The organism is Allobosea sp. P4_E12, assembly GCF_056401655.1.
Genome location: NZ_JBFUIY010000102.1, coordinates 1 through 3,873, shown reverse-complemented (window position 1 = coordinate 3,873; position 3,873 = coordinate 1). Strand labels below are relative to the sequence as shown.

The following is a 3,873-nucleotide window of genomic DNA, read 5'->3' as shown; positions in this document are numbered from 1 at the left end:
CCGTCGCGTCGTCCCGGCCGAGGCTTGGCAGAACTTCGACGAAGGCCAGCCGCGAGGCATCGTCGATCGCGACATGGAGATGGTCCCAGCCGATGCCGCGATTGCGGCCTGGGCCGGTGCGATTGCCGGTGATGCGGTGGCCGACGCCGTCGATCCGGCCCAGGCTCTTGATGTCGAGGTGGATCAGCTCGCCCGGCGCGGCGCGCTCGTAGCGCAGGATCTCGGGTTTCGGCTCCAGCGCCGACAATCGGTTCAATCCCAGACGGCGCAGGATCGCTCCCACGGTTGAGCGCGGCATGCCGAGTGCAACGGCGATCTGACGCCTCAGCGCCCCGATCTCGGCAACACGCTGCACAGGCGTTGCATGCGGACCGTGATGCGGGGCTGAGCTGCGGTCGTGAAACCTGCGCTCGCCGCCCTGCCGATGCCGGCGAAGCCAAGTATGCGCCGTGCGGCCCGAGACGCCCGCCGCCAGTGCCGCCTTGACGGACCAGCCCCCTTCGACCCGCTCTGCCAGCAGGGCTCGACCGCAAGGCGTCAAACGGGCATTCTGATGGACGTTCATCCGGGCACCTCCGGCGCAGGCGTTGGAGCTTCGCAACCCCAGCCTCTCAGCACCGGCCCGGATGAACAACCTTCATAGCTTCGACACCTAGCCGCCCTAATCCGGCTCCCGATCGCTCGAACGGGAGGCGCAATTGGTCGAGCGGCTGGCCGCCTATTCGGCGCACATTGCCTAAACCTACCTGACAAAGGCGGGCCTTTAAGAGTAGATGGAGCCGCTCTATGACGCTGTAAAACACGTCAACGGCGGCTTGGCCTTGTCATTGAAGGACATCCGTCGGCGTGGAACGCGATTCCCCGACATGCGCCTGAAACTGCGAACGCAACAGCGCATTAAACCTGAACGCGGATACCCCGAATTTGCCCGCCGCTCCGAAAGGCGTGGCAGGCCCTTTTGTTTTGGGCGAAGCTAGGTCGGAGCTTCGGCAGTGTGACCGCAGTTGAAGCTGAGCGAACCTCGGAGGCGACAATGGGCATCCTCGAGATATCGATCGTTCTGGCGTGTGCCTCTCTGCGCGCACTTGACCCCTTTACTCAACCTGCGCAAGTCATAGCCTAAAGACTCGCGCGCCCGAAGCGGCGGGGGCCCAGCAGCTGTTAGGGATTAGGATCCGTCCCGTAGCCGAGGGTTCCTAAGCTCGCTCTCCTCAGCCTTTACTAGGCCGATTTGCGTGAGAACCCAGCGCCCTACCTCTGGTTTGAAGTGCATTGTATCTAGCCAATAGCGCGATGAGCCCTTGTTTGGGTCAAAATCATTGAAGGGGTGATTAGCGATTAAATCGTGAAGCTTCAGCCCATGGTTTGCCGCTACAATAGCCACGTCTCGGCGCCAGGCAGCCAGTTCAGCATCTCGCCCACCATCGCGTAATAGATCACGTTGCGTGGAACTCATTGGTGAAAGCACCACATGCAATTCGCGTGCGCTCAGGCGCTCCAGCGCTTTGTCGAGGTAGGCAAGGCTCTGCGGACGGTAATCCATGGCAGCGACGTTTTGCGCAGCGCTTATACGACGTGTCAGATCTGCGTCGAAATCGGGCGTCTCCTTGAACCCATTAGCGTGCCAGACGCCCGGCTCAGTGCGAAGGCGGTTGCTGCCGAATAGCTGGAAGGGGGCCTTTAAGTTCAGAACCGTCGACACCAGCAACTCCCATCGCCCCACCATCGACACGATCTTTGGGCTCAGCGGAGGTGGCGGGGGAAGCCCCGAGAACATGAAATAGTCGAGAGAGATGATGACGCGGCGAGTGCTCTTGAACTCTGCTGCCAGCGCCGCTAGCTGCGGCAATTCGTCAGCCATCAACGAGGATATCCCCGCATTGTAAGTGCTTCGGGTATCTGTCGCGAGATGGCGAGGATCGATCCCGCGGTAAACAACAGACGACCCAATTAGCAACGTCGAGGGTCGGGTCCTCGCAATCTGAAGAGGCTTGATTTTACGCATTTCGACATCGAAGAGGCGACTGACCCCGGCGCCATTGTCCGTCCAAGGCGGGTTGTCGCGGAACACCCAGTACGGATCACGCCATACTGAAAGGGCCATCATGAGCCCCAGCGACGCCAGGAGCACACTAATAAATATGCCGACCGACCCCAACCATCGGCGAGCTCCTGCAGCAGAAGATGAAGACATCAGCGCTTGTATCGCCTCACCTCATTCTTGGGCGCTCACTGGATGAGCGGTAGCCGCGTTCCTGCTGTAATTATCACCACGATCGCCGTCCAGATAAGAACTCCGTGACAGCGGGTCATCGTCTCGTCGGACCATCTTAACTGCGCTTCCGTCGGCAACTCCTTCACGCAGCAGGATAGGCTTGCGCGAATGGAGGGGACGACAAGCGGATTCGTGCAACTAGGGCCCGAGGCCCGCAACGTCGGCGCTGAGGGCATCGGGTTCTCCGGAGAGCAGCTTGCGAAACCGGGACGTAAATACGTCGAGGCCGGCTATGAGGAACACGGCGCGACCGCCGGTTCGAGACCTATAGAAGGCAGCGGCTTGACTGTGTCATTGAGGGAGGCCAGCCCGTCGAGGTCAAAGCAGTCGAGGTGATGGCGTCGGTCCAGTAGATCCGCGCTGCGCATCAGGGGGGACGAGTGGCGACCGCCGCCTGCGGACACAAGCGACGCGCGATATCAAGATGGCGACACATAGACTCTATCGACGCAAACCCGGGTCTGAAGCGACCGCGCCCTCAGCCCCCCTCAAGCGGCCGAATCGTTCCCAGTCGGGCGGCATTGGGCCACCGAAGATGCGGGCCAGCATCATGCGGCCGACCTCCGTGGAATAGTGAGCCTGGTCACCCATCCAATAGTTCGGATCGTCCGAGAGCCAGTCGGCACCCGTGAAGTCCCAGAGTGGCGTGACGCGCGCAACCTGATCAAGCGCTTGCGCGAGATCCTTCGGCAAGTAACGGCTCTCGACGGCCCGATGGAGCGGGCTGACGGCCACGATGAGCCTGGTGCCGTTCTGCCGGGTCAGCGTGGCGATGCGCTGCAGGATCTGCAGCTGGTCTGCGAAATACGCGCGCTGCGCGAACGGCCTGTTGTAGTCGCTTCCGGCCTGCGCGCCGCGTCCGGCCAAACTGCTCAACGATGCCAAACGGACGAATGCCAGTTTCACCTTATTGAGGACCGAAGGGGTCTGGCGATCTTCCTCCTCGAGCGCGGCCCGGGCCTCGCGCAGGATACGCTGCCAGCTCCTGACCTGCAGCGCCGTGAGATTGCGCCACCAGAAATACACGCCGCTTTCGCCGCTCAGGGCCTGAGGCAGCAAGGTCTCGATGTAGCGGTTGGTCGCCGGGGGATCTCCGAAGGTATCGATATCAAGGAGCAGAAACACGGCTCGCAAGTGCTGCCCTCGTTTCGCCTTGTCGGCGAGGACGTATTCGAGCGCGGGCAGGAAGTCCGGCAGCATGCCGCGCGTGACCGAGAAACTGGCGAAATTCACCCCGTCCAGGCGGCGGGACAGCTCCGCCGGCGGCGTGGCCTGGGCGCGAGAGGAGCCGAACAGCACGCCGTCGAAACTGTCCGGCGCAGCGTCATAGGCCGCGAGATTGCGGTAGTGGTAATTGAGGTTGGGCGTACGCGGAAGGACGTTTGTGCCGAACACGCCCTGCGGATCGATCACGACATTCGCGACGACGACACTGATAAAGAGTGCCGCAGCCCCCAGAATCAGCGTCAGCGCATAGGTCCGAGGCTTCATCCCGGACGCGGCAGAAACCGGCTTCTTCTTACGCCAGAGCATCGGGCAAACCTGGCTGGAGTTCGGCAAGGCGTCCGTCGAGGAAAAGGCTGCGGGCAAGGCCGCGC

3 protein-coding genes are annotated in these 3,873 nt (G+C 62.0%); all 3 read right to left on the bottom strand.

Annotation, left to right across the window (positions count from 1 at the left end; all coding sequences use genetic code 11):
* The coding region (locus AC1DW9_RS36310) for a leucine zipper domain-containing protein (RefSeq protein ID WP_476855391.1) at positions 1-565 on the bottom strand (565 nt) is incomplete at its 3' end.
* 603 nt (positions 566-1,168) lie between these two features.
* Positions 1,169-1,861, bottom strand: coding sequence for a hypothetical protein (locus tag AC1DW9_RS36305; protein ID WP_476777541.1), 693 nt, complete (start codon positions 1,859-1,861; stop codon positions 1,169-1,171).
* Positions 1,862-2,716: 855 nt separating this feature from the next.
* The coding region (locus AC1DW9_RS36300) for a hypothetical protein (RefSeq protein ID WP_476855390.1) at positions 2,717-3,873 on the bottom strand (1,157 nt) is incomplete at its 5' end.